Here is a 23,015-nt window from a genome sequence, read left to right on the forward strand (position 1 = left end):
GGTTCGGTCGATCACCATGCGCCCCGCCCTGTCAGCACGATGGCGACGCTACGGGCCAGGATGTGGAAGTCGAGCCAGATCGACCAGTTCCGGACATAATAGGAATCGAGCGCCTGCTGTTCGTCCAGAGTACTGAGGCTGCGCCCCGACACCTGCCAAAGGCCGCTCAGGCCGGGGCGGACCATACGGCGCAGGCGGCACGATGCCGGATCGAGCGCGGCGATATGGTAGGCCGGCAAGGGACGCGGCCCCACCAGGCTCATTTCCCCGCGAAGGACGTTCAGCAGTTGAGGAAGCTCATCGATGCTGAACCGGCGCATGAAGTGTCCCAGGCCGGGGATGATGCGCGGATCGTCGGGCCGCTTCATCTCTCTCGGTCCTTGGGAGACCGCCGGATCCCCGCCGTCCGGCACCGGCGACGGATCGGTATCCGCATCGACCCGCATGGTGCGCAGCTTGATGACGCGGAAGGGCCGACCGCCCTTACCCTCGCGCCATTGCAGGAAAAAGGCCGGCCCCGGCGAAACGATCCTGACCAGCAGGGCGAAGACCGCAATGATCGGCACGGCGCACAGGCCGAATGTCAGGACCAGCGCCAGGTCGACGCCGCGCTTGATCGCCATGTTCAACCCGACCAGCAGGTTGCGCCGCATCTCCAATCCCATGCATGCGCCGACATCGCGCGCGGAGACCCAGAGATTCTGCCACTCCACCACGCCGGACAATACGAGGATCATGCCGCGATACGGCAGGTGGTCGATCGTTTCGACATCCAGGGCTTCGATGGATGGGACGGCGAAAACCGCGAAGGAGGCGCCGTTCACCGCGACCGGCTCGTCAGCCTCGTACACCGGTATCCAGCCGATGTCCGGCCGGTCGTTCAGGCGGTCGATGACGCGGTGGCGATGCTCCGGCGGGCCGAACACCGCCACCGGCGCCCCCCACACTCCGCGCCACACCAGCACGCCACGTATCAGCGCGTCGACCACCGGCCCGGCGACCAGGCAGGTCCCGGCCGCGATCAGCAGGATGCCGCGCGACCATTGTCCATTCTGGGCGATGTAGTCGAAGAGGATCAGGCTTCCAAAACCAATGGCGGTGACGATGGTCCTCAGACGCAGCCGTTCGACCCCGGTCAGGCCATAGCCTGGATAGAGGCCGGCCATCCAGTAGCCGGCCAGAATGCAGGCCACCGCCACCATCGCCCCGGAATAGACCTCCGCACCGATGCCGATGGGCAACCAGATGGCAAGAAGAGACCGCATGACGACGCCGCAGAGCACCGCGGCTTCAAGAACCAGCAGGTCGACCAGAGCCAAAATCAGCGGCGCCCATGCAATGCGCGGCCGGCGTCCAGACAAGCTGCTCAACGGAGCGGCGACCATACCTGTGCTTCACTCCGTTCAAAGATGCGCGCCAAGCCGCAGAAGCATGACCGTCTGCGTGAATTCGGACGATTTGACGGTGGAGGTTCGGATGCGGGTCCCCGTCTCGGCGCCGACGTAATATTCCGGGGCGAGTGCCCAGATGCCGCGCAGCCGGGCCTCATAGGTCCAGTTGCTTTGGCGGGTGCCTTCGTAATAATCGTTGAAGACCTTGCCGCTCGCGGTCAGCACGATGTTGCGCTCCAATTCATGACGCACCAGCAGACCGGCCGAGGTTCGCACCAGGGCGCTGGTCTGGGAGGCGGTGGTTTCCTGGATGGAGCGCTCCAGGCTCGGCACCACCACCGTCAGCTTGCTCGGCGTCCAGTTGAAGCTCGCGCGCACCGACAGCCCGTGCGGATCGGTGAAGCGGGAATCCTCGTAATCCTGCGCCATATAGCCCACGGTGAAATCGCCGCGAACCAGCTGGCTGAGATCGACGCTGACGCCGGTGCGGGCGGCATACCCCCAACTCGACCGTTCGAAGCCGAGATCGTCACGCCTGTCGTCATAGTGCCGGCGATTGGCCGACAGTTCGGCAACGGCCGCGTAGCCGGGAAACAACTCATAGGATGCCGATACCGTGCCTTCGCTTTCGATGCGGTTGCGATCCGAATTGTTGATTGCGGTGCCGGTCGACGTGGAGACGTCGCCGTAGAGACGCCGGTCGAGTGTCAGCACGGCGGCATAGGTCATGCGCCCGCTGCGCTGCTTGGACCCAAGGCGGGTGAAATAGGTGTTGGTCAGGGTCGGGTGTTCGCCGGCCACGGCATCGGGACTGCCGCGATCCTCATAGCTGCGGTTGAAACTGAGAAGGCCGTTGGCTTCCCAGTCGCGCGACAGATCATACCGGCCGTCGGCCATGATATTGGCGTCGAGATGGTTCTCGGCATCATGGGTGCGGTAAAGAAACTGTTCGGCGCGCGCGGTGAAATTGACGGCATGTTCGGAAAACCGCGAGCGCAGTTTGATTTCCGGCATCACCTTGTCGACGATATCGGCTTTTACGTTGTCACGCGTGCTGTAGATATTGCTGTTGAATAAGACCTCGTTTTCAATCGCCGGGAACAGAATGAAGCTGCCGAGTGCGATACCCTTGGGCTGATAGGAAGCCTGGACGCGCTCCTTGTCGTCTGTCCCGCTGTCGCTGGGAGAAACTTCCTTGGTGATCCGGGCGGCGTTGTTGGCCCGCCGGGGGTCTTCTTCCTGCTGGACGTTCAAGGTTTGGGCAAAGGCCAACGACGCACTCGACACCGTGCCGAGAACTGCCAACGCAAGCGCGATCTGCCGGCAATCCTTGTAAATCGTTCCAGCATACATTGTAAAAGCCTCACAGACCATCAATGCCTAAAAATATTCCAGTACCATACACTAAAGTCTTATACTACAAGAATAGTCTGGACGCGGACGGCATGACCGAAGAAGCATCCGGACAGCGGGGAAACGCTGCCGACGACTGCCCTTTCCCCCAAGCGAAATGATTTCCATCTTCGGTTGCGACCTGTCAGAGCAGGGCTGAATCCATCGCGCCGATGATCGACGCTGGACGATGCAGCCCAGCTCAATCGGACCGCAGCCCCCCATAAAGCCGGAGATAGCGCGCAACCCCGACGCCGGTTGAGAAACGGCTGCGTGCCGCCTCAGCGATCCCCGCAGCATTGCGTCGATGCTCGCCGTCGGTGGTCGCCGACATCGTTTCAAGACCGGCGGCCAGTCCCTCCATGGTCGGCGGAACATGAATCACACCGGGAGCGATCCCCCTGAAATCGGCAAGGCCGGGAACGTCGGCGAGAATCTGCGGCAGGCCGCTCGCCATGGCCTCTACCGCCGCCATGCCGAATCCCTCCCGCAACGACGGCATCATGTGAAGGTCGGCGGCATGGAGGTGGCGGGGCACGTCGTCGGACTGGCCGACAAAACACGCCCGGTCCGACAGGCCCAGCCTGGCTGCCAGCTGCGCCAGGGAATCGCCTGTGGCGGGATCGACGGAACGGCCGACATGCAGGAAACGCACCCTTCGCTCCGCTCGGAACCGGCCAATCGCCTGCAGGGCACTGTGATAATTCTTGACCGGCTCATGATTGCCGATGCTCACCACCACCAGATCGTCCGGCGCAAAGCCGAAATCCCGCCGGGCGGCTTGCCGTTCGGCGTCCGTTGGCGGAAAAAACCGGGTGTCGTCGTACCAGTTGGGGCAAAGGGCTGTGTCGTTCATAAAACGGCGGCGTTCATTCACACGCACAGACGGGCTGGGAACGACATGGCTGACGCCGAAGACGCGGTGACACAGCCAGCGCTCCACCCCCTTGCGCAGACGCAGCGGCCCGGTGAAATCGAACCAGGCATGGATCGTGCGCACCACCCTGGTCGCCGGTCCGGCCAACGCCGCATACAGCAGCGCCGCCCGTTCGCAGTGAACATGGACGACATCCGGCTTCACCTCGGTCAGAAGGCGGCGAAACAGTCGGGCATAGCCGGGCGTCCGTTCGAACGGCAGGTGATGAACGATACAGCCGGCCCGCTCCAATGCCGGAGCGAACACCCCCCGCTCCGAACCGGTGGACAAAACATGGGTGTCATAGCCGGCGTCGCGGAAATGCGGGGTCGCGACCGCAAGCATGACCTCGGCACCGGAGCGCTGCAAGGCATTCAGGACATGCAGAACGCGCGGCATCCGCTAGTACCGGCGCTCCAGTACCTTCACGATGTCGCCGGGCATGATCGGAGTGAACTCGTCGGCGCGATAGAGTTTCTGCTCTTCACCCTGGGGACGGACCAGCACGACTTCGCTCTGACGGGCACGGTAGTCGTATCCGCCTGCACGGGCAATGGCGCTCAGGACGGTCAGCCCGGTCGTATAGGGAAACTCTCCGGGTTGCCGCACCTCTCCCATCACGTAGAAGGGCTTGAAGGTCTGGATCTCGACCGAAACCGAAGGGTTGAGCAGCAGCGCGTTGCGACGCAGCACATCTTCGATGCGCTTGCCGGTTTCCCTGGCCGTCAGCCCGCTGGCGGGAATGTTGCCGGCGAGCGGAAGAGCGATGTTGCCGACGCTGTCCAGCGAGAAGTCGCCCGACAGGTTCGGCTCTTCGAACACGATGATCCGGACGCGGTTACCCGGTTCGAGACGGTACCCTTCGGTCAGGTTGCTGACCTTCTTCGGCGCCGGTTCGCTTGGAAACTCGCCGATGGTCGATGCACAACCCGAAAGCGCGACGAAGCTGGTCAGCAGGAGCATCCTGCAGGCATGGACGATCAGACTTTTGGCCAAGGTTATCCCCACCGTTCGAACAATACCATATGGATGGTATAGCCGACCGATCGTTCGGTCGCCATGCCGAAGCGCATTGCCCGGATGTCCCCGGGATTCCGCCGCCCTGCGCGTGGCAGGCCGAACATCGCTGCGACAATGACACGCTCAATGGTATGTAGAAGCGTCTCGCACCTATCGAAAGGCACTCCTGCATGTCCCTGTTTCGCCGATCATGTCCGATAGCGTTCGCGACCGCCGCAACTGTGACCGGGTCGAACTCACCGGAGCTTTGCGGCAGGAGGGCCGCCATTTTTGATTGCACATCGCCCCGGACATCCTTCACGGCATGAACACAGCCCGCCCCATGCGCATCGGCATTGCCGCGCCAGCGGATCTCTCGCTTCTGGGCGCGATGTTCCCGAATTCCGCGCTGCCGCAAGGGCTTGGATCCACAGTCATTTCCCAGCTTGTGCTCGCCTTGTGCGATGGCGGCGACAGGGTGGTGCTCTACACGTTGGATGAGGGCGTGACCTGCCATCAGCGCTTCGATGCGGGAAACCTGACGGTCCATGTCGCCCCCTACCGCCGCAGGCATCGCATGCGGGACCTCATGGCTGCGGAACGCCGGGCGATTCGCGACATGATCCGGAAGGACCCGCCGGACGTCGTCAGCGCCCACTGGGGCTACGAATTCGCCCTCGGTGCCCTGGCCGCCGGCTATCCGACCCTGATCACGTTCTACGATTGGGCACCGAGGATCCTCAGGTTCAAGCCGGATCTCTACCGGCTTGGCCGCCTGGGGCTGTTCCTGTGGACGCTGGCCACCGGGCGGCATTTCGCAGCGCCCTCCCCCTATATCGCGGAACGGATCGGCCGCTTCAGCCGGAAACCTTGTCCGGTGGTTGGCCAGCCGCTTGAAGAGCGCTTCTTCCGCCCGGTTCCGCGCCGTTGGCCAGAAGGGGAACCTGCACTCGTTTCTGTCGCCAACGGATGGGGGCGTCTGAAGAACACGCGAACGCTGATCCAGGCCTTCGCCATGTTGCGGCGGCGCTTTCCAACAGCCGTCCTGACCTTCTACGGGTCCGAGCACGGTCCAGGACAGGCCGCCGAGTGCTGGGCGCAGTCCGCCGGCTTGGCCGATGGCATCGTCTTCGCAGGTCTTGTCCCCAACGCCGTCGTTCTGGAGCGCTTGGCCCAGTGCCATCTGTGCGTTCATCCATCCTTGGAGGAGGCCTTCGGCCAGATCGCTCTCGAAGCCTTGGCATTGGGCACCCCAATTGTCGCCGGGCAGAATGCGGGGGCTATTCCCTGGGTGCTGGAAGAGGGGCGGGCTGGCCTTCTGGTCGACACGCGCGACCCAGCCGCACTGTCCGATGCCATGGCCTCCCTTCTCTTGGACCATGATCGGTGGGAGCGTTATTCGGTCGCCGGGCTGGCCAGCGCGCGCCGACGCTTCACCGCACGGGCGGTCGCCGACCGCTATCGTGCGCTGCTTCGTGACCTGAGGAACGAGACCGGCTGACCGGGAAACGGAGACCGCCTCACGTCCTGCAGTTTTCTGCCTGAGAGGACCATCCGAGAAAGGAAGTTCCTCAGCGAAATAGGCGAAAACTCATATCCGGGACAGGACAGACGAAAAGCGCGGCTTGCCGTAAGCGCAGCCGTCACCCATCCTTTTCCCAATGCTTTCAGGGGGAGGTTCCGGGGTGTTCACGATCTTCAACAAGGGCCGCGCCTGTCTGGGTGCGGCAATCCTGGCAGTCGGTCTCGTGGCCGGCACGGCACAGGCGGCGGATGCGGTCCGCGTCGGCTCGAAGCTGGATGCCGAAAGCGGGCTGCTCGGCACCATGATCCTGCAGGTCTTGCAGGCGGGCGGCATCCCGACGGAGAACAAAATCCAGTTGGGCCCGACCAAGATCGTTCGCGGCGCCCTGCTGGCGGGCGAGATCGACATCTATCCCGAATACACCGGCAACGGCGCCTTCTTCTTCAACGTCGACAGCGATCCGGTCTGGAAGAATGCCGGCGCCGGCTATGACAAGGTCCGGCAGCTCGACCAGGAGAAAAACAGCATCGTCTGGCTGAAGCCGGCCCCGGCCAACAACACCTGGGCGCTGGCCGTGCGGCGCGATGTGGCCGACGCCAACAAACTGAAGACCATGGAGGATTTCGCCAAGTGGGTCGGCGGCGGCGGCAAGGCCAAGGTCGCGGCATCGGCGGAGTTCGTGGAGAGCCCGGCCGCCCTGCCCTCCTTCCAGCAGACCTACGGCTTCGCGCTCAAGCCCGACCAGATGCTGATCCTGGCCGGCGGCGACACCGCGGCCACCATCCGTGCGGCAGCCGAACAGACGTCCGGCGTCAACACCGCCATGGTCTATGGCACCGACGGCGCCATCGCGGCGCTCGACCTCGTCGTGCTGACCGACACCAAGGGCGCGCAGATGGTGTATGAGCCGGCGCCGACCGTGCGCGCCGCCGTGCTGACCGCCAACCCGAAGATCGCCGATCTGCTGAACCCGGTCTTCTCCAGCCTCGATGCCGAGACCCTGCGCGGGCTGAACGCCAAGATCTCGGTGGACGGCCAGGATCAGAAGCAGGTCGCCACCGACTACCTGAAGTCCAAGGGCTTCCTGAAGTAAGCCGGCGACGTGACCAGCCGACTTCTCCTGCACAACCGCGTCGCCCTGCTGATGGTGCTGGCCGCGGCGGTCGCCGCCATGGCCTTGCCCTTTCTCGGCTTCGCACCCAACCGTCTGCTTTCGGGACGGCCGGTGCCGCTGTGGATAGCGGTGCAGGGGCTGGATGGGGCCGCGGCCCTGCTGCCAGGGTTGGTGCTGCTGGCGACGCCGTTCCTGCAGCCCACCCGTGCCGGGCTTGGCCTGACCGTCGCGGCGGGCGGACTGTTCACCGCCGGACTGGTCTGGCTGGCGGGCGCACAGGCGGCGGCACTGGCCCAGGGAGCGTCCGCGGCGGCCCGGACCTCCTTTGCTTCCGGCTTCTGGGTGATGGCGGCGGCGGGTCTGCTGACCGCCATCGACGCGGCGCGCCGGATGGGTCTGGGCGCCATCGGCCGGATGGCGGTCGGCGGGGCGGTCGCAGCACTGGTGGCGCTGCAACTGGCGTCCGGCCATCTCGACGCGCTGTCGATCCTCAAGGAATACGCCAACCGGCGCGAGATCTTCGCCGACGCCGTGCTGCGCCATGCCATGCTGGTGGTGGCGGCGCTGGTCCCGACCCTGCTGATCGGCATCCCTCTCGGGGTCGCGGCCCACCGGGTGCAGGCGGTCGGGCGCGCGGTGTTCCCGGTGCTGAACGTGGTGCAGACCGTGCCGTCCATCGCCCTGTTCGGCCTGCTGATGGCACCGCTGGCGGCGCTGGGCGCGATGCTGCCGGGGTCGGGGATCAGCGGGGTCGGACCGCTGCCGGCGGTGATCGCGCTGACGCTCTATTCGCTGCTGCCCATCGTCCGCAACACCGCGGTCGGACTGGACGGCGTTCCCGCCCCGGTGCGCGAAGCCGCCCGGGGCATGGGGCTGACGCCGCGCCAGATCTTCCTGCGCGTCGACCTGCCCCTGGCGCTGCCTGTCTTCCTGTCGGGACTGCGCATCACCGTGGTCCAGGCGGTCGGGCTGGCGGCGGTGGCGGCGCTGATCGGAGCGGGCGGGCTGGGCGCCATCATGTTCCAGGGGCTTTTCGCCAACGCGCTGGACCTTGTGCTGCTGGGCGCCGTTCCCGTCATTCTGCTGGCGGTGGCGGCCGACGCTCTGCTTTCCATCGGCATTGCCGCCGCCACCCACAGCATCGGCGTCCTGCCGGGAAAGAGTGCGCCATGATCGAATTCGAGCGGGTAATCAAGCACTTCGGCTCCTGGACCGCGGTGGATGCCGTGTCCTTCACCGTGGCGGAAGGGGAATTCCGGGTGCTGATCGGGCCGTCCGGCTCCGGCAAATCGACGGTGCTGCGGATGATCAACCGACTGATCCCCGCCGACGAGGGCGCCATCCGCATCGACGGCGAGGACATCGCGTCCCTGAAGCCGGAGGAACTGCGCCGCCGCATGGGCTACGTCATCCAGTCGGTCGGGCTGTTCCCGCACTGGACGGTGGAACGCAACATCGCCACCGTTCCCGGCCTGCTCGGCTGGCCCAAGGCGCGCATCCGCGACCGGGTGACGGAACTGCTGGAACTGCTGAACCTCGACCCCCGCCGGTATCGCGGCGCCTATCCGCACCAGCTGTCCGGCGGACAGCAGCAGCGCGTCGGCGTCGCCCGTGCCCTCGCGGCGGAGCCGCGCATCCTGCTGATGGACGAACCGTTCAGCGCGCTCGACCCGATCACCCGCGCCAGCCTGCAAACGGAGCTGTCGGCCATCCACCGCCGCACCGGCACCACCGTGGTCTTCGTCACCCACGACATGGACGAGGCTCTGCGGCTGGGCGACAGCATCGCGGTGATGGACCATGGCCGGCTGATCCAGTGCGCCACGCCGCTGGACATTCTGACCCGTCCGGCCAGCCCGCTGGTGCGCGACCTTGTCGGACGCGAGGAATGGGGTCTGAAGCGGCTGGCCGTGGAGACGGTCGGCGACCGCGCCCGCCGGCAGGAGAGCGTGACCGGCGAGCCGCTGGCTGCGGAAACCCCGCTGCACCGCGCCCTGTCGGAGATGGTCGCCCGCGGCACCGAACGGCTGCCGGTGGTGGACGGCGACGGCCGGCCGGCCGGCGTGCTGCACCTGTCCGACCTCGTCCGCCCCACCTCCGGCGGAACGGTCCCCGGCGGCACCGTATGACCGGCGCCGGCATGGCCCCACGGGATTTCCTGACCGACCGGCTGATGCTGGGTCTGGTGGTGCTGGTGGCGCTGGTGCTGGGCATGCCGTCGCTGAAGCCGCTGTTCGCGACGCTGTTCCCCCGCCTGGACCGGCCGCTGTACGAGGCGGAAAGCTTCGTCAGCCTGACGCTCGACCATATGGCGCTGGTCGGCGCCTCCAGCCTCGCCGCGATCCTGCTGGGCGGCGGTGCCGGCATCGCCGTCACCCGTCCCTGGGGACGGGAATTCCGCGGCCTGCTGGAAACCGTCGCCACCATGGGCCAGACCTTCCCGCCGGTGGCGGTGCTGGCGCTGGCGGTGCCGGTGATGGGCTTCGGTCCCGAACCGGCGCTGATCGCCCTGACGCTCTACGCCCTGTTGCCGGTGGTGGAGAACACGGTCGCCGGGCTGGACGGCGTACCGCCCCCGGTGCTGGACTCGGCCCGCGGCCTGGGCATGGGCCCGACGGAGATGCTGTTCCGCGTCGAGCTGCCGCTGGCCGCCCCGGTGATCCTGGCGGGCATCCGCACCGCCGTCATCGTCAATGTCGGCACCGCCGCCATCGCCTCCACCGTCGGCGCCAAGACCCTGGGCCTGCCGATCATCGTCGGGCTGAACGGGTCCAACCAGGCCTATGTCATCCAGGGCGCGCTGATCGTCGCCGCACTCGCCGTGGTGATCGATGCCGGGTTCGACCGGCTCGCCGGGTGGCTGACGCGCTGGTCGCAACGCTGACCCCGGACCGGAAGCGGTGACACATTGCGAATGACTTGCATTCGCAATTTAAGCGTTCTACTCTCCGCCGATCCACCCCAAGCGGAGTCCGTCATGTCCAGCATGCAGCCCCATCGCCGCGCCGCCCCTCGCCGCGAGCGCTTCCAGGATCTGTGCGATGCAGAGACGCTGGTCGTCTCGGCGCTGCGGCTGTGGGCGGAGCCTCTGCGCGAACCGGAGCGCCAGCATCCGCATTGGCAGGATGGAATGACCGCCGCCGGTCTGTCGAATGACGCGGCGGTGGCGTTCGACACGCTGATGCGCATCGTGCTCTCCGCCACCAGCCGCCCGCTCGACCTCCACCGTCCGCCCTGCCCGGCCTTGGGCACCGACGAGGCCCTGCTGCTCGACATGTTGCGGCTGGCTCAACAAGGGCTGCATGGCGAGGCCGGGGTGCTGATGAACGACTGGCTGTCGCTGACCGCCGTGCGCATGGCGATGGCGCCGCTCTGCGTCCTGGCCGCGGCCCTCGCCCGCGCCGGCCTGACGCTGCCGGACCCTGCGCAGGCGTCGCCGATGCCGAGCCGGCCGACCACCTGTCCCATCGACAGGCAGCGGGACAGGGCACGCCCCACCGCCGACCGCGGCGCCACCCTGCTGCATTGAGGCGGCGCCGCGAGTCGGCCTAACGCCGCAATCCCGCGGCGATGCGGTCGGCCAGGGTCGCAACCGCCTGGCTCATCTTGCGCACCTGCGCATCGGGCTCAGCGCCCGCCTCCGGCACCTCCACCGTCTCGCGCGTCGGCCCGATCTTGCGCGCCCCGGGCCCGCTGCCGGGCGACAGTGCCCATTGCGCGTCCAGAACCACACGCCCGGTGGCGTCGGCATCGAAGCGCAGCACGGTGACGGCCAGCACCGGCGTCCCCTCGGCCAGCCCGCTGCCGGCCACCGGCAGGACCGTCGTCCCCGGCAACCGCGCCGCAAGGTCGCCGGCCAGGGTGGAGCGCAGACCATCGGCCAGCGGCTCCGCCCAGCGGTCATACTCAAGCGTCTCCACCCGGTTGCCGTCGATGCGGCGGACGATCTGCGGCCGGTCGATCAGCATCGGCAGGTCGAGCGAGCCCAAGGCCAGGGTCCGGGACGTTGTCGCTGCCGGCTGCGCCGTACCGGCCGGCGGGATCACCGCCAGCGTGTAGAGCCGGCTGTCCGGCGTCGACTGGCAGGCCGCCAGAACGAAAAGCGGCAGCGCCAGCGCAGCATTCCGGAATCCGCGCATCACCTTCATCCCCTCTGCTCCCCGTCCCATTATTTCTTGCCCCGCAGCAGCGCTTCCGGGTGGCGTTCCAGATAGTCGGCCAGCACACGGAAGGACCGCGCGGCATCGTTCAGCTGCCGCATCACGCCCGGCAGGTCGGCCTGCCCGCTCCCACCGCCCAGCAGCCCGTTGGCGTTCTTCAGCGTGCCTTCCGCCGCGGTCGCCACCCCGCGCAGGCTCTTCACCAGCTGCGGCAGTTGCCGGTCGGCGTCGCGCATCAGCGCATCGGCGCTGCCCAGCGCCTTGGCGAGTGCGGCCAGCGACCGCGCGAGGTCCGGCGACCCGGCGAGCCCGCCGACCGACTGCAAGGTGCCGCGCAGGTCGGCGATCAGCGCGTCCAGCGGCAGGGCTGAGATCTTCTCCATCACCACCCCGGCCGAGGCCATGATCGAATCGAGGTCGCTGGAGGCCACCGTCGGCAACTCCGACCGCTCCGATCCCGGCGAGGGCGGCAGGCCGGGAGCGTAGTCGAAGGACACCAGCTTCTGCCCGGTGATCAGGTTGCCCGAGGCCAGCCGGGCCCGCAGCCCCTTCTGCACCTGCATGGCGATCAGCTTGCGCACCGCCGCCTCGTCCATCGGCTTGCCATCGATCACGGCATAGGTCCGGGCGACCAGATCGGGTTCGAAATCAATGTCGACGGGGATGTGCAGTTCCTCCTTGGCCTCGTCATACACCAGCCGCACGGCGGCGACATGGCCCACGGTCAGGCCACGCATCAGCACCGGCGCGCCTGCCTGCAACCCCTGCACCGAACCGGGGAACTCCAGCCGGTAGCGCACGCGCAGCCGGTCGCGAGCAGCCGCCGCAGACGCCTGATCCTCGTAAAGCGTGAAGCTGGCCCAATCGAGCGCCTGTGCCCCTGCCTCCGGATCCGGCGGGGTCTCCAGCACCACGCCGCCCAGCGCCAGCGACTTCAGCGATTCCGTCTGGAACTTGATGCCGTCGGCCCCGGCGGAGAACTGGATGCCCGACGACCGCCAGAAGCGGCTTCCCTCATGCACCAGCCCCTCATAGGGGGCACGGACGAAAATCGCCACCGACACGCTGCGGTCCTGCGGCGACAGGTTGTAGCCCATCACCTCGCCCACCTGGACGCCACGGAAATAGACGGGAGAGCCCTGGGCCAGCGATCCCAGCTGCTCGGTCTTCAGGTTGAAGCTGCGGCCCGGCACGTCGGCGCGGACCACCGGCGGTTCGTCCAGCGCGTCGAACTCCCGCCGGTCGTCGCCACCGCCGGGCTCCATCTCCACATAGGTGCCGGACACCACGGTGCTGAGCCCCGACACCCCGCCGAGGCCGAGGCGCGGCGCCACCACCCAGAAGCGGGTGCCGTCCTTCAGATGGCGGGCGGCGGTGCGGTCCATGCGCGCGGTGGCGATCACCTGCGACAGGTCATCGGACAGCCGCACCGATTCGATCACGCCCAGATCGACGTTCTTGTGCTTGATGCGGGTCCGCCCGGCCTCCAGCCCGTCGCCGGACTGGAAGGTGATGACGATCTGCGGCCCGCGCTCCTCCAACCAGCGCCAGCCGAGCCAGCCGGCGATCAGCACCGCCACCAGCGGCAGCAGCCACAGGGGCGACAGCCGCCGGCGCGGCGGTGTCGCGACCTCTGGCGGATGGTTGGCCGGCGGGTGATCGGCAGGCGGATGGCTTTCCGGCGAATGGGTGTCCGGCCGGTCGTTGTCTCGGGTCTCGTCAGCCATGCCGCATCATTCCAGCCTGTTCGTTCTGCGCCGCATCGGGCGCGCCCTCTTCTGCGCGGTCCCACATCACCCGCGGGTCGAAGATGTGGCTTGCGATCATGGTCAGCACGACCACGCCGGCGAAGGCGATGGCGCCGGGATCGGCGCGGACGGAGGCGACGGCGCCGAACTGCACCAGCGCCGTGAGGATGGCGATCATGAACACGTCGATGTTGGACCAGCGCCCGATGGAGTCGATGATGCGGTACAGCCGCGTCCGGGCATGCAGCCTCGCGGCCGAACGCCGCCTCGCGGCCAGGAGGAACCAGCCGAGCCCCGCCAGCTTCAGCACCGGCACGGCGACGCTGGCGACGAAGACCAGCAGGGCGAGCGGCCACAGCCCGGCCTCCGCCAGTTCATGCACGCCGCTGAGGATCGTGCTGGGAGCACCCTGGCCGAAATTGACGACGGTCATCACCGGCAGCAGGTTGGCCGGGATGTAGAGCACGGCACCGGCGGACACCAGCGCCGCCGTGCGCTCCAGGCTGTTTGGCTCGCGCGGGTGCAGGCGGCTGTGGCAGCGGGTGCAGCGGTCCGGTGCCGGCCCATGGTCGCAGCCATGGACCCGCTGGCAGACGGTGCAGGCGATCCAGCGCCTGGGCGCCGGGGCATCGCTGGGCGGCACATGGTCGATCGCCTGCCAGACCCGGCGGCTGTCGAGCGCCAGATCCATCAGCGTACCGGCCAGCACGAAGCCGCCCAGCGCCAGTCCGCCGGCCAGGAACTCCGCGTTGGCGAAGCCCTTCAGCCGCGAATAGCCGACCAGCAGCCCGAGCAGGAAGACGTCCAGCATCGCCCAGGGCCGCAGCTTCTCGGCCCAGGCGAACAGCCGCGCCGTCTCCCGCACCCGGGCGGGAGGACGCCCGTCATGCAGCCGTTGCAGCACGGCGATCACCGCCATGATGCGGGCGAAGGGGGCGGCCAGCACCAGCGCGCCGACCAGCAGCGACAGCGGCCACATGCCCTGGTCGGCCAGAATCTCGACCCCGGTGGTGACGAGGCTCGTGCGGTCGTTGCCCTGGATATTCACGCCCATCAGCGGGTTGGCGGCGATCAGCAGCAGCATCAGGGCGCTGGCGACCGCCATCGGCAGCGCGTGGCGAACGCCGCCGCGCCCGTTCCGGAACAGCACCGCACCGCAGCGCGTGCATTCGGCCCGGCGGCCCGGCGGCGGCAGGCGGACGCGGTGCAGGCGGCCGCAATCGGGACAGGCGACGAGATCGTCACGACTCTCCGCCGCCGGCACCCTCAACCCTTCCTTGCCCGTTCCAACCGACATGCACGCACGCGAACCTTCCAGCCGACGAAACCCGCTCTCCAATTGGCTTTTATCAGCGTTGGCGCAAGCCCCTGCGAAGCGGATAGGCGGAATTCCGCCGCATTGCAACATGGCTTGTGTCACGTTCGGGAATTCGCGATTGACCGAAAGATTATGTACATACATTATTGCCGAAACGTCACATCGCAACGCGGCGCGGAGAGCGGGGTGCAGGGGTTGGCACGGCAAGGCCTGACCGGACAGAACCGCGGTAACGGACCGGCGTCCCCGCCGGAACATCCGTTGCAAGCCGGTCCGGCTCCGGACAGCGCGCCGGAGGACAGCATCCTCGACGGCCGCGGCCCCCTGTTCGACCAGATCAAGCGTGCCGTTGCCGGGCAGATCCTGCGCGGACGCTGGCAGGCGGGCCAGCGCCTTCCCAACGAGGCGGAACTGTCCGGCCTTTACGGCGTCTCCCGCCAGACCGTGCACAAGGCCATCGCCCTGTTGGCGCGCGAGGGCTTCCTGGTCCGCCGCCGCCGCGCCGGCACCTTCGTCGCCACCAGCCGCCGCGACCGCTTCGCCCTGCCCATCGAGGACATCGGCGACGTGGTGGCGCGGGATGGGCGTGTCTACGAATTCCGCATCCGCGACCGCAAGATTTTTCGCAACGGCGAGGGCCTCCGCTGGCCCGACCTGCCCGACGGGACGCCGATCCTGACGCTGGAATGCCTGCATTTCAGCGACGGCACGCCGATCCAGCACGAACGCCGGCTGGTCAATCTCGAGGTCGTGCCGGAGGTGGTTGACGAATCCTTCGATGTCGTGGCACCCAGCCGATGGCTGGTCGACCGGGTTCCCTGGTCATCGGCCGACCACACCGTGCGCGCGGTCAACGCGACGGCGGAGATGGCGGCCTTGCTGGGGGTGGAAGCCGGTGCGGCCTGCCTGTCGATCCGGCGGCAGACCATGCATCTCAGCCGGCCGGTGACGCTGGTTCATTTCCTCTCGGTCGGTGACCGCTTCAGCCTCAGCGGATCGTCGATCACCGACAGCGCGACCGAGTTGAATTTGTAAACACAAAAGGACCGGTGACAGGCGCCGGCCGCAACAGGGGTGACTTCACGATGGAGAGCAAGGCTATGGTTCGGACGATGTTCAAGACGGCGCTGCTGGGCGCCACCCTGCTGGTCGCCGGTGCCGCCGCCGGGACGGCGATGGCCGACACGCTGGCCGACGTGAAGAAGGCGGGCGTCTTCACCGTCGCCACCGAGATGCAGTTCCCGCCCTTCGATTTCCTTGAGAACAACGAATACAAGGGCGTCGACAAGGACCTGTTCGACGAGGTGGCGAAGGAACTGGGCGTCAAGGCCAAGTACATGGACCTGCCCTGGACCAGCGTGCTGCCGGGCCTGGAAGCCAAGAAGTTCGACCTGGTCATCGCCCCGGTCACCATCACGAAGGAGCGCGTGAAGCGCTATTCCTTCACCGTTCCGATTTCCGAGGCGACCGCCGCCCTGATGAAGCGCGCCGACGACAAGACCATCAACAAGCCGGAAGACATCGCCGGCAAGAAGGTCGGCGGCGGCAAGGGCACCTCGCAGCTGGCCCAGGTGAAGGAATTCGGCCAGACTCTGCCGACCCCGCCGGACGTGCGCGAATATGTCGACAGCAACCAGTCCTACGCCGACCTGGCCGCCGGCCGCGTCGATGCCTCAGTCAACTCGCTGCCGAACCTGAACTTCGCCGCCGCCCAGCGCAAGGAGACCTTCGCCGTCGTCCTGCCGCCCTTCGGCAAGCCGTCCTACTTCTCCTGGGTCGGCCGCCCCAGCGACGACGACAAGAGCCTGATCGAGGCGGTCAACGCCGCGCTCGTGAAGATCCAGAAGGACGGCCGTATGGCCGCCATCCAGAAGAAGTGGTTCGGCGTCTCGCAGGAGCTGCCGACCACCGTTCCGGAACCGCAGCTCTAAGGAACGCATGACCTTCCCTCTCCCGCCTTTCGGGCGGGAGAGGACAGGATCGCCCGACCAAGGCCCACACGATGAAGTTCAGCGTCATCATCGACGCCTTTCCCTATCTGCTGGGAGCGGCCGTCACGACCATCTGGGTCTCCCTGCTCGGCGTGCTGCTGGGGCAGGTGATCGGCGTTGCCGTCTGCGTGGCGCGCCAGTCCGGCGGCCGGGCGGCCGACATGGCCGGCGGTGTCTATGTCAGCTTCTTCCGCGGCGTTCCGCTGCTGATCCAGCTTCTGCTGATCTACTACATGCTGCCGCTGATCGGCATCGACGTGCCGCCGCTGGTCGCCTCCATCGCGGCACTCGGCCTCGCGTCGGGCGCCTATGTGTCGGAGATCTACCGCGGCGCGCTGAATGCCGTCCCGCACGGCCAGTCGGAGGCGGCGCTGGCGCTGGGCTTCCCCGGGTCGTCGATCTGGACGCGCATCCTGCTGCCGCAGGCTTTCCGCATCTCGGTTCCCGCGCTGGTCAACGAGCTGATCCTGCTGCTAAAGGCATCCTCGCTGATCTCCGTCGTCGGGGTGGCGGAGCTGACGCGGACCAGCCAGACCATTTCGGCCAGCAACTACCGCCCGCTGGAGATCTATCTGGCGGCCGGCCTCATCTATCTGGCGATCAACGGCGCGCTGGCCCTGTTCGGCACGCTGGTCGAACGCCGCCTGCAACAGGCCTGACCCGATGTTGGACCTTTCCCTTCTCGTCCAGTACGGCCCGGCGCTGCTGCGCGGCTTCGGGGTCACCATCCTGTGCTGGGGCGCCGGCTGCCTCATCGGCATGGTGCTGGGCTTCGCGCTCATGCTGCTGCGGCAGCTACCGGTGAAGCCGCTGCGCTGGGTCATCCGCGCCTATATCGAGGTGATCCGTGGCACGCCCTTTCTAATCCAGCTGTTCCTGCTCTACAGCGGCGGCCCGTCCATCGGCCTGCGGCTGGAGGCGACGACCGCCGGCATCCTCGGCCTCGGCATCTACGGCAGCGCCTATTTCGCCGAGATTTTCCGCGCCGGCTATCAGGCGGTGCCGAAGGGGCAGGTGGAGGCGGCGCTCAGCCTCGGCATGTCCTACGGCTCAATCCTGCGCCGGGTGATTGTGCCGGCGATGCTGGTGTCGACCATCCCGGCCATCGTCAACATGATGGCGATCCTGACCAAGGAGACGGTGGTGCTGTCGATCATCACCGTGCCGGAACTGATGTACGAGATGCAGACGATGGCGGCGGAGACCTTCGCCACCTTCGAGACCATCCTGGGGATGGCGCTGTTCTACTGGCTGCTGGTGGAGGTGGTGTCGCGCCTGGGCCGCCGGCTGGAGGCGCGCGTCACCCGTTTCCTGACCCACGCCTCGCCGCAAGGGTCGTCGTCCGAGACTGCAACCGCGAGGGCGTGATGACCGCCGTTTCCCAAACTGTCCCCCTGTCGCGTACCAGTGTCCAGGGCGATACCGTGCCGATGGTCTCGATCCGCGGCGTGGGCAAGAGCTTCGGCACCAACGAGGTGCTGCGCGACATCGATCTGACCGTCAACAAGTCGGAGGTCGTCTGCCTGATCGGCCCCAGCGGATCGGGCAAGAGCACGCTTCTGCGCTGCATCAACTTCCTGGAGGTCTATGATCGCGGCGAGATCCGCATCGAAGGCAGGCTGGTCGGCTATAGCGAGGACACGCCGCGCCGCCGCCTGTCCAACCGCGACCTGCGGAGCTTGCGCCGCAACGTCGGCATGGTGTTCCAACAGTTCAACCTGTGGCCCCACATGACCGCGCTGGAGAATGTGGCCGAAGCCCTGGTGCAGGTCCGCGGCATGGACAAGGCCGCAGCAACATCCCACGCCCGCCGGATGCTGGACCGGGTGGGTCTGGCGGCCAAGGCCGACAGTTACCCCGCCCGCCTGTCCGGCGGCCAGCAGCAGCGCGTCGCCATCGCCCGCGTCATCGCGATGGAACCGCACCTGATGCTGTTCGACGAGCCGACCTCCGCGCTCGACCCCGAATTGGTGGGCGAGGTGTTGCAGGTGATGCGCGATCTGGCGGCCGACGGCATGACCATGGTGGTGGTGACCCACGAGATGGGCTTCGCCGCCAATGTCGCGGACAAGGTGGCCTTCCTCGACCGCGGCCGCATCGCCGCCTTCGGAACCCCGCGCGAGGTTTTCCACGAATCGACCGAGCCGCGGGTGCAGCAATTCCTTCAAACATATCACGAGCGCAACAGCTTCTGACCGCCGTTCGCCGATGAAGAAAGGCCGCCCCAATTGGGGCGGCCTTCGTGGCGGCTCAGTAATGATACCGGCAGGCCAGTATTTCGAGCGCCTGGGCGTCACCACTCCCGGTCACCCGATACACCAGTCGATGCTCGCCCGTGATGCGGCGCGACCACCAGCCGGCGAGTCCTTCCTTGAGAGGTTCAGGCTTACCCAGCCCTGAAAACGGATTACGTTCGGCATCGCGGATCAGATCGTTGATCTTCCTTAATAAGGCTCGATCATTCTTCTGCCAGTGTAAATAATCTTCCCAGGCGCCGTCAGTCCAAACCTTCTTCATTCAGAATATCCCGCTCAATGCCTTTTCCAGCATCGAGTTGAGCGATTCCCTTGAGCAGCCGTTCCGCGTTTCTAGGGCTTTTCAGGAGATGGAGCGTCTCCATGAGTCCTTCGAACTCTTCTTCGGAAATCATCACCACCGAACGCCCCTTTTGTCGGGTGACGGTCAATGGTGCACGGCTGTCGCAGACCTCGTCCATCACGCTGGCAAGGTTGTTTCTAAGATCGGTGTAGCTGATGTGACTCATTGTAAGGCGCCTACCAAGTCCGTAAGGCCGCGCAGCACCTCGATTTTCATCAAGGCTTCTGTCGATCACATTATGTACAGAAACATGGACATATTTCAAGTCTCCCTTACTACAGCCACGCTCCCCCTGGCACCCCGCCGACAAACCCGCTAAGAACCTTTCGCACGCGCAACAGAACTGCAACGCGAAAGCCCTGGCTCCGTCGATGATCGAACTCCGGTCCGTCACCCACGCCTATGGCGACCGCCCCGTCCTGCACGACCTGTCGCTGCGGCTGGCCGAGCGGCGCATCGCCATTCTCGGCGGCAACGGCTCGGGCAAGAGCACGCTGGCCCGCCTGCTGAACGGGCTGATCGTACCGGCCGCCGGCACTGTCACGGTCGATGGGCTGGATACCCGCAGCGACGGCCGGGCGGTGCGCCAGCGGGTCGGTTTCGTCTTCCAGAATCCCGACACCCAGATCGTCTATCCGACGGTGGAAGAGGATCTCGCCTTCGGGCTGAAGGCGCGCAAGCTGCCGAAGGACGAGATCGCCCGCCGCGTCGCCGGGGCGCTGGAGCGCTACAACCTCGACCGCTACCGGCACCAGCCGGCCCACCAGATGAGCGGTGGCGAGAAACAGCTGCTCGCCATCGCCGGGGTGCTGGTTCTTGAGCCGGCCTATGTCATCTTCGACGAACCGACGACGCTGCTCGACCTGCGCAACCGCCGCAAGGTGATCGACCTGCTGTGCGGCCTGCCGCAGACGGTGATCGTCGTCACCCACGACCTCGACATGGTGAAGGATTTCGACCGGGCGCTGGTGCTGGAGGATGGCCGCATCGTCGCCGACGGCCCGCCGGCGGAAACCGTGCCGGCCTACATCGAGCGGCTCGGCTGATGCTTGGCCTCTACCTGCATCGGGAGTCGGTCGTTCACCGCCTGCCGGCAGGGGCGAAGCTCGGCGGCCTGCTGCTGGTGACCGTCCTGGTGCTGGCCCTGCCCGGTGGCTGGGGAGCGCTGGCTGCCGGACTGATCGGCGCCGCGGTTCTGGTGGCGGCAAGACTGCCGGCCAGGCGGGTGCTGGCGGAGTTGCGGGCGCCGGTGCTGATGCTGGCTTTGCTGTTCGGTTTCCAGGCGCTGCTGGCCGGCGGCGGGTGGGAGGAGACGGCGGTTGCCGTCGCCCGCTTCGCCGCCCTGATCCTGCTGGCGACCCTGGTCACGCTGACCACCCGCGTCATGGACATGGTCGATCTGTTCGAGCAGCTGTTCGGCCGGCTGCGGCCGGTCGGGGTCAACCCGGCGAAGATGGCGCTGATGCTGGCCCTGACCATCCGCTTCATCCCGCTGCTGGGCGAACAGGTGCGCGAGGTGCGGATGGCCCAGCGCGCCCGCGGCGTGGAGCGCAACATAGCCGCCCTGTTCGTTCCGCTGCTGGTCAAGATCCTCACCATGGCCGATGATCTGACCGCCGCACTGGAAGCGCGCGGTTATGACCCGGTGGATGCCGGGACGAACGACAGCAAAACCAAAAATAGCACTCAACGATAACGTCACCAGCCGAAGGAAGCGTCCGCCATGTTGTCCACCCGCGATCTCGTCCTCTGCGCCCTGTTCGCCGCCCTGCTGGGTGGGCTCGGCATGGCGCCGCCGATTCCGCTCGGCTTCCTGCCGGTGCCGGTCACGGCGCAGACTCTGGGTGTCATGCTGGCCGGCACCATCCTGGGCGCCAAGCGCGGCAGCATCGCGGCATCGCTGTTCGTTCTGCTGGTCGCGGCCGGCCTGCCGCTGTTGGCGGGAGGCCGCGGCGGCATCGGCGTCCTGATGGGGCCGACCGGCGGCTTCGTGTTGTCCTGGCCGGTCGGCGCCTTCGTCACCGGTTGGCTGGCCGAGCGTTTCGCCACCACCGCCAACCCGATCCGCCTGTTCGCGGTCAGCGTGCTTGGCGGCATCCTGGTCGTCTATGCCGGCGGCATTCCCTGGCTGTGGCTGGTCGCCGGCCTGCCGATCGACAAGGCCGTGTTCGGTTCGCTGGCCTTCGTGCCGGGCGACCTGATCAAGGCCGGCATCGCCGCCGTCGCCGCCTCGGGCGTCCGCCGCGCCGGCATCCTGCCGATCCATGCCTGAGAGAATGGCGCCTGAGAGAATGGTTCCGGAGCAGCCATTGCTGACCGGCGGCTATATGGACGCGGACAGCCTCGTCCGCCCTTTTGCGCTGGCCGCCGAATGGGCGCCTGACCATCCGGCGCTGATCCTCGGCGACGATTGGCTGTCCTATGGCGCGCTGCTGGAGCAGGTGCGGCGCGCCGGCGCCGGTGTGGCCGCCCTGGGCCGGGATGGAACGCCTCCGCGCGTGGCGCTCAGCCTGGGCAACCGGCCGGACCTGCTGGCGCTGTTCTTCGGCATCGTCGCGGCCGGCGGCATCGTCGGCCTGCTCGACCCGAAATGGAGCGCCGCGCAGACCGCCGCCGCCATCGAGACCTTCCGCCCCGATCTGCACCTGACGACCGGGACCGCCGCCACCTGGATCGCAGCGCAGCCGGCAGGCTGGACCATCCCCGCCATCGATCCGAAGACCCCGTTCCTGGTCGGCTTCACCTCCGGCACCACGGGCCGGCCCAAGGCCTTCATCCGCAACCAGGGCTCCTGGCTGGCGACGCTGGAGGCGAGCCGGATGGAGTTCGGCATCGGCGCCGAGGATGTCATTCTCGTGCCGGGGCCGCTGGTCCATGGCCTGGGCCTCTACGGCGCGGTGGAGGGGCTGTCGGCCGGCGCCACGGTCTGTGTGCAGCCGAAATTCGACGGAACCGACGCGGCGGCGCAGTTGGCGGAGCGCGGCATCACCACGCTGGTGCTGGTGCCGACGATGCTGGTCGGCATCCTCGACGCTGCGGAGCGCGATGGCCGACGCTTCCCCGCTCTTCGCCGGGTGGTCTGTTCCGGCGCCAAGCTGGCACCCGCGGTGCATGACCGGCTGGCCGCCCTCTGCCCCGATGCCGCCGTGCTGGAATATTACGGCGCGTCCGAGCTGAGCTTCGTCAGCCTGCGCTCGTCCCGCGAAGGCGCCCCTGCCGACAGCGTCGGCCGTCCCTTCCATGGGGTGGAACTGAGCCTGCGCGACGATGACGGCCGTCCGGTGGAGCGCGGCCGGCCCGGCACCGTCTGGGTGCGCAGCGGCATGCTGAGCGATGGCTATCTCGGTGTCACCGACGGCGCCGGCTACCGCGAGCGGGACGGCTGGGGCACCGTCGGCGATTACGGCTGGATCGATGGCGAGGGCTGGCTGCGGCTGGTCGGGCGGGCCGGCGACATGGTCATCACCGGCGGCCTGAACGTCTACCCGGCGGAGGTCGAAGCGGTCCTGCGCGCCCATCCCGCGGTGGCGGAGGCGGTGGTGTTCGGCCTGCCGGATCCCTATTGGGGCGACGCCCTGTCGGCCGTCGTGTGGTGGCGCGGAAGCGCGCGCGCCTCGCTCGCCGACGTGCGCGGCTGGTGCCATGACCGGCTGGAGGGCTACAAGGCGCCGCGGCGGGTCTTCGCCGCGTCCGACATGCCCCTGACCGGCAGCGGCAAGATCGCCCGCGCCGATGTGCGAGAGCGGGCGAAGGCGGGCGGGCTGGAGTTGGTGGCGTGAGAACGAGTGCTGCACGTGCCCGACCCCACATCAAACCCCTTCTCCCCCCTGGGGAGAAGGTTGGGATGAGGGGGTTCGGCAAGC

Annotated in this window: 24 protein-coding genes; 15 read left to right on the forward strand and 9 right to left on the reverse strand. The window is 67.3% G+C overall.

What is annotated here, in order from left to right; translation table 11 throughout:
- Positions 1 to 11 precede the first annotated feature (11 nt).
- The 4 genes from CRT60_RS18015 to CRT60_RS18030 all read right to left on the reverse strand — a co-directional run bounded on the left by CRT60_RS18015 (position 12) and on the right by CRT60_RS18030 (position 4,695).
- Complete coding sequence (locus tag CRT60_RS18015) at positions 12 to 1,370, reverse strand: sugar transferase (RefSeq protein WP_204561996.1); 1,359 nt, start codon at positions 1,368 to 1,370, stop codon at positions 12 to 14.
- Between the two features lie 33 nt (positions 1,371 to 1,403).
- Positions 1,404 to 2,744 carry an outer membrane beta-barrel protein gene (locus CRT60_RS18020; protein WP_161958089.1) on the reverse strand — a complete coding sequence of 447 codons (1,341 nt, stop codon included), beginning with the start codon at positions 2,742 to 2,744 and terminating at the stop codon, positions 1,404 to 1,406.
- A 241-nt stretch (positions 2,745 to 2,985) separates the two neighbouring features.
- Entirely contained in the window at positions 2,986 to 4,098 is a 1,113-nt protein-coding gene (locus CRT60_RS18025) for a glycosyltransferase (protein WP_098737954.1), read from the reverse strand.
- 3 nt (positions 4,099 to 4,101) lie between these two features.
- Complete coding sequence (locus CRT60_RS18030; protein ID WP_244592583.1) at positions 4,102 to 4,695, reverse strand: polysaccharide biosynthesis/export family protein; 594 nt, start codon at positions 4,693 to 4,695, stop codon at positions 4,102 to 4,104.
- A 328-nt stretch (positions 4,696 to 5,023) separates the two neighbouring features.
- On the opposite strand from CRT60_RS18030, the gene CRT60_RS18035 reads away from it, so the two are divergent.
- From CRT60_RS18035 to CRT60_RS18060, 6 genes are all read left to right on the forward strand, one after another.
- The gene (locus CRT60_RS18035; protein ID WP_143273317.1) at positions 5,024 to 6,199 is read left to right on the forward strand and encodes a glycosyltransferase family 4 protein; all 1,176 of its coding nucleotides are present in this window, start codon (positions 5,024 to 5,026) and stop codon (positions 6,197 to 6,199) included.
- 184 nt (positions 6,200 to 6,383) lie between these two features.
- The gene (gene osmF / locus CRT60_RS18040) at positions 6,384 to 7,316 is read left to right on the forward strand and encodes a glycine betaine ABC transporter substrate-binding protein OsmF (RefSeq protein ID WP_098737956.1); all 933 of its coding nucleotides are present in this window, start codon (positions 6,384 to 6,386) and stop codon (positions 7,314 to 7,316) included.
- 9 nt (positions 7,317 to 7,325) lie between these two features.
- A complete protein-coding gene (locus CRT60_RS18045; protein ID WP_244592584.1) occupies positions 7,326 to 8,510 on the forward strand; it encodes an ABC transporter permease in 1,185 nt (394 codons plus the stop codon).
- Positions 8,507 to 9,466, forward strand: a complete 960-nt coding sequence (locus CRT60_RS18050) for an ABC transporter ATP-binding protein (protein ID WP_098737957.1) — start codon at positions 8,507 to 8,509, stop codon at positions 9,464 to 9,466. The genes CRT60_RS18045 and CRT60_RS18050 overlap by 4 nt, the downstream gene beginning before the upstream one ends.
- Positions 9,463 to 10,221: an ABC transporter permease gene (locus tag CRT60_RS18055; RefSeq protein WP_244592585.1), complete on the forward strand. Its 759-nt coding sequence runs from the start codon at positions 9,463 to 9,465 to the stop codon at positions 10,219 to 10,221. Before CRT60_RS18050 ends, CRT60_RS18055 begins: the two co-directional genes overlap by 4 nt.
- Before the next feature lie 93 nt (positions 10,222 to 10,314).
- Complete coding sequence (locus tag CRT60_RS18060; RefSeq protein ID WP_098737958.1) at positions 10,315 to 10,866, forward strand: hypothetical protein; 552 nt, start codon at positions 10,315 to 10,317, stop codon at positions 10,864 to 10,866.
- A gap of 19 nt (positions 10,867 to 10,885) precedes the next feature.
- Here the strand turns inward: CRT60_RS18060 and CRT60_RS18065 are convergent, their stop codons facing one another.
- Genes CRT60_RS18065 through CRT60_RS18075 form a run of 3 tightly spaced genes read right to left on the reverse strand, consistent with a single transcriptional unit; the run spans position 10,886 to position 14,542 of the window.
- Positions 10,886 to 11,476, reverse strand: coding sequence for a PqiC family protein (locus CRT60_RS18065; protein WP_244592586.1), 591 nt, complete (start codon positions 11,474 to 11,476; stop codon positions 10,886 to 10,888).
- Between the two features lie 29 nt (positions 11,477 to 11,505).
- Positions 11,506 to 13,224 carry a PqiB family protein gene (locus CRT60_RS18070; RefSeq protein ID WP_098737960.1) on the reverse strand — a complete coding sequence of 573 codons (1,719 nt, stop codon included), beginning with the start codon at positions 13,222 to 13,224 and terminating at the stop codon, positions 11,506 to 11,508.
- On the reverse strand, positions 13,217 to 14,542 hold the full coding sequence (locus CRT60_RS18075) for a paraquat-inducible protein A (protein ID WP_244592587.1): 1,326 nt from the start codon (positions 14,540 to 14,542) through the stop codon (positions 13,217 to 13,219). The genes CRT60_RS18070 and CRT60_RS18075 overlap by 8 nt, the downstream gene beginning before the upstream one ends.
- A 282-nt stretch (positions 14,543 to 14,824) precedes the next feature.
- Here CRT60_RS18075 and CRT60_RS18080 point away from each other — a divergent pair, with 282 nt between their 5' ends.
- From CRT60_RS18080 to CRT60_RS18100, 5 genes are all read left to right on the forward strand, one after another.
- Positions 14,825 to 15,598 (forward strand): GntR family transcriptional regulator, encoded by a 774-nt coding sequence (locus CRT60_RS18080; RefSeq protein ID WP_244592588.1) that lies wholly within the window; start codon positions 14,825 to 14,827, stop codon positions 15,596 to 15,598.
- Between the two features lie 65 nt (positions 15,599 to 15,663).
- A complete protein-coding gene (locus CRT60_RS18085; protein ID WP_244592589.1) occupies positions 15,664 to 16,494 on the forward strand; it encodes a transporter substrate-binding domain-containing protein in 831 nt (276 codons plus the stop codon).
- Positions 16,495 to 16,565: 71 nt separating this feature from the next.
- Positions 16,566 to 17,213 carry an amino acid ABC transporter permease gene (locus tag CRT60_RS18090; protein WP_098737962.1) on the forward strand — a complete coding sequence of 216 codons (648 nt, stop codon included), beginning with the start codon at positions 16,566 to 16,568 and terminating at the stop codon, positions 17,211 to 17,213.
- A 4-nt stretch (positions 17,214 to 17,217) separates the two neighbouring features.
- The gene (locus tag CRT60_RS18095) at positions 17,218 to 17,922 is read left to right on the forward strand and encodes an amino acid ABC transporter permease (RefSeq protein ID WP_098737963.1); all 705 of its coding nucleotides are present in this window, start codon (positions 17,218 to 17,220) and stop codon (positions 17,920 to 17,922) included.
- The gene (locus CRT60_RS18100; RefSeq protein WP_098737964.1) at positions 17,922 to 18,749 is read left to right on the forward strand and encodes an amino acid ABC transporter ATP-binding protein; all 828 of its coding nucleotides are present in this window, start codon (positions 17,922 to 17,924) and stop codon (positions 18,747 to 18,749) included. Before CRT60_RS18095 ends, CRT60_RS18100 begins: the two co-directional genes overlap by 1 nt.
- Before the next feature lie 55 nt (positions 18,750 to 18,804).
- Here the strand turns inward: CRT60_RS18100 and CRT60_RS18105 are convergent, their stop codons facing one another.
- Positions 18,805 to 19,071, reverse strand: a complete 267-nt coding sequence (locus tag CRT60_RS18105; protein ID WP_098737965.1) for a Txe/YoeB family addiction module toxin — start codon at positions 19,069 to 19,071, stop codon at positions 18,805 to 18,807.
- Positions 19,052 to 19,318, reverse strand: a complete 267-nt coding sequence (locus CRT60_RS18110) for a type II toxin-antitoxin system Phd/YefM family antitoxin (RefSeq protein ID WP_098737966.1) — start codon at positions 19,316 to 19,318, stop codon at positions 19,052 to 19,054. Before CRT60_RS18110 ends, CRT60_RS18105 begins: the two co-directional genes overlap by 20 nt.
- Before the next feature lie 205 nt (positions 19,319 to 19,523).
- Between CRT60_RS18110 and CRT60_RS18115 the strand changes: the two genes are divergently transcribed.
- From CRT60_RS18115 to CRT60_RS18130, 4 genes are read left to right on the forward strand one after another with little or no spacing between them, the layout of a single operon-like run.
- Positions 19,524 to 20,198, forward strand: coding sequence for an energy-coupling factor ABC transporter ATP-binding protein (locus CRT60_RS18115; RefSeq protein ID WP_098737967.1), 675 nt, complete (start codon positions 19,524 to 19,526; stop codon positions 20,196 to 20,198).
- A complete protein-coding gene (locus CRT60_RS18120) occupies positions 20,198 to 20,848 on the forward strand; it encodes an energy-coupling factor transporter transmembrane component T family protein (protein ID WP_098737968.1) in 651 nt (216 codons plus the stop codon). Before CRT60_RS18115 ends, CRT60_RS18120 begins: the two co-directional genes overlap by 1 nt.
- A 27-nt stretch (positions 20,849 to 20,875) precedes the next feature.
- Complete coding sequence (locus tag CRT60_RS18125; RefSeq protein ID WP_098737969.1) at positions 20,876 to 21,424, forward strand: biotin transporter BioY; 549 nt, start codon at positions 20,876 to 20,878, stop codon at positions 21,422 to 21,424.
- Between the two features lie 19 nt (positions 21,425 to 21,443).
- Entirely contained in the window at positions 21,444 to 22,931 is a 1,488-nt protein-coding gene (locus CRT60_RS18130; protein ID WP_244592590.1) for a class I adenylate-forming enzyme family protein, read from the forward strand.
- Positions 22,932 to 23,015: the final 84 nt, after the last annotated feature.

This window comes from Azospirillum palustre (genome assembly GCF_002573965.1).
GTDB classification, from domain to species: Bacteria; Pseudomonadota; Alphaproteobacteria; order Azospirillales; family Azospirillaceae; genus Azospirillum; species Azospirillum palustre.

Coding starts and splice junctions, on each gene's coding strand:
- CRT60_RS18020 (WP_161958089.1), bottom strand. CDS start 2,744: ATGTATGCTGGAACGATTTACAAGGATTGCCGGCAGATCGCGCTTGCG.
- CRT60_RS18025 (WP_098737954.1), bottom strand. CDS start 4,098: ATGCCGCGCGTTCTGCATGTCCTGAATGCCTTGCAGCGCTCCGGTGCC.
- CRT60_RS18035 (WP_143273317.1), top strand. CDS start 5,024: ATGAACACAGCCCGCCCCATGCGCATCGGCATTGCCGCGCCAGCGGAT.
- CRT60_RS18050 (WP_098737957.1), top strand. CDS start 8,507: ATGATCGAATTCGAGCGGGTAATCAAGCACTTCGGCTCCTGGACCGCG.
- CRT60_RS18055 (WP_244592585.1), top strand. CDS start 9,463: ATGACCGGCGCCGGCATGGCCCCACGGGATTTCCTGACCGACCGGCTG.
- CRT60_RS18060 (WP_098737958.1), top strand. CDS start 10,315: ATGTCCAGCATGCAGCCCCATCGCCGCGCCGCCCCTCGCCGCGAGCGC.
- CRT60_RS18065 (WP_244592586.1), bottom strand. CDS start 11,476: ATGCGCGGATTCCGGAATGCTGCGCTGGCGCTGCCGCTTTTCGTTCTG.
- CRT60_RS18070 (WP_098737960.1), bottom strand. CDS start 13,224: ATGGCTGACGAGACCCGAGACAACGACCGGCCGGACACCCATTCGCCG.
- CRT60_RS18075 (WP_244592587.1), bottom strand. CDS start 14,542: ATGTCGGTTGGAACGGGCAAGGAAGGGTTGAGGGTGCCGGCGGCGGAG.
- CRT60_RS18085 (WP_244592589.1), top strand. CDS start 15,664: ATGGTTCGGACGATGTTCAAGACGGCGCTGCTGGGCGCCACCCTGCTG.
- CRT60_RS18090 (WP_098737962.1), top strand. CDS start 16,566: ATGAAGTTCAGCGTCATCATCGACGCCTTTCCCTATCTGCTGGGAGCG.
- CRT60_RS18095 (WP_098737963.1), top strand. CDS start 17,218: ATGTTGGACCTTTCCCTTCTCGTCCAGTACGGCCCGGCGCTGCTGCGC.
- CRT60_RS18100 (WP_098737964.1), top strand. CDS start 17,922: ATGACCGCCGTTTCCCAAACTGTCCCCCTGTCGCGTACCAGTGTCCAG.
- CRT60_RS18105 (WP_098737965.1), bottom strand. CDS start 19,071: ATGAAGAAGGTTTGGACTGACGGCGCCTGGGAAGATTATTTACACTGG.
- CRT60_RS18110 (WP_098737966.1), bottom strand. CDS start 19,318: ATGAGTCACATCAGCTACACCGATCTTAGAAACAACCTTGCCAGCGTG.
- CRT60_RS18115 (WP_098737967.1), top strand. CDS start 19,524: ATGATCGAACTCCGGTCCGTCACCCACGCCTATGGCGACCGCCCCGTC.
- CRT60_RS18120 (WP_098737968.1), top strand. CDS start 20,198: ATGCTTGGCCTCTACCTGCATCGGGAGTCGGTCGTTCACCGCCTGCCG.
- CRT60_RS18125 (WP_098737969.1), top strand. CDS start 20,876: ATGTTGTCCACCCGCGATCTCGTCCTCTGCGCCCTGTTCGCCGCCCTG.
- CRT60_RS18130 (WP_244592590.1), top strand. CDS start 21,444: ATGGTTCCGGAGCAGCCATTGCTGACCGGCGGCTATATGGACGCGGAC.